Genomic DNA, 1,062 nt, shown 5'->3' on the forward strand with positions numbered 1-1,062 from the left:
GGGGCAGGCGGGCGGCGGCGGAGGGGGCGGTGAGGAGGCTGAGAACCATCGAGGCCGTCAGAGGCTCGTGCGTTCGGGGCGGGCGGTGGGCCCGAGGTGGCCGGTGGCGCCCTTGGAGTGCTTGGCGGACTTCTTGCCGTGCTTCTCGTGCGACTCGGAGTGCGCGGACTCCATGTCCGGCGCCTTCACCGGGCCCGGGGCGTCGTGGTGCCCGGTCCGCAGGGCCGCCTCGCCCACCTCGGCCTCGCTCACGGGCGCGGCCTCCTCGATCACGACCTCCGTGGTCTCGGCCACCGGGGTCACGAGCGGCGGGCGGGGCTGGGTCAGCCAGGCGATGGCGGCTCCGGTCAGTGCCACGGGCCACTCCACGACCCCGGCGACGCCGAGCACGCCCGCCCCGGCGTACACCGCGAGGCGCCGGCCACGGGGCGAGACCACGCCGATCACGTCCAGCGTGTCCTGGGCCGCCTTGTTGACCATCGACGCGCCGGGCACCTTGCTCAGGACCGAGACGGCGCCGCGCAGGGGCGCGGTGAGGACCGACGACGACGTGTGCTCAGCCATGACTCTCCTCGGGCGAGATCGCCTGCCGTGCCCCACCCGGTGCCCGCAAGCACGCGCACGCTGGTCACCCCCTCCACTCCCAGGAGACGCCAACGACCGGTCCCGCGCCACTCGGCCGAACCCCTGCCTAGGACGTGGCCAGCTCCCGTTGGTACCCGGCGTACGCCACCCGGAGCGCGTCGCCCGGCCAGTCGGCGGGGAGCAGGGGGGCGGGCAGCACCGGGTCGGTGAGCAGATGGCGTACGACGGCCGCGTAGGCGGTGAGGCGGTCGGCCGGGTGGCGGGCGCCGGTGGCCCGGCCCAGGAGGGCGCGGGCCTCGGCCGCCCAGGAGTCCAGGGGCCACAGGCGGGCCACCAGTTCGGCGGCGGGCTCGTCGGGGCGGGCGGTGTACGTCAGGGCCACCCCGGTCAGCGCCTCGGGCAGCGGCCGGGCGAGGTTGGCGGGGCGCAGCCAGACGCCCTCGCGGAGTTCGGCCAGGCGCAGCGCGGTCAGCCGGG

2 protein-coding genes are annotated in these 1,062 nt (G+C 76.6%); both read right to left on the reverse strand.

Annotation, left to right across the window (positions count from 1 at the left end; translation table 11 throughout):
* Positions 1 to 57: 57 nt before the first annotated feature.
* On the reverse strand, positions 58 to 564 hold the full coding sequence (locus GT030_RS03915; protein ID WP_161199852.1) for a hypothetical protein: 507 nt from the start codon (positions 562 to 564) through the stop codon (positions 58 to 60).
* Positions 565 to 691: 127 nt separating this feature from the next.
* Positions 692 to 1,062, reverse strand: a 371-nt coding sequence (locus tag GT030_RS03920) for a PaaX family transcriptional regulator C-terminal domain-containing protein (RefSeq protein WP_272920655.1), incomplete at its 5' end; no start/stop codon positions are given.

The sequence above is a fragment of the Streptomyces sp. SID1328 genome, from assembly GCF_009865595.1.
Classification (GTDB): domain Bacteria; phylum Actinomycetota; class Actinomycetes; order Streptomycetales; family Streptomycetaceae; genus Streptomyces; species Streptomyces griseoluteus.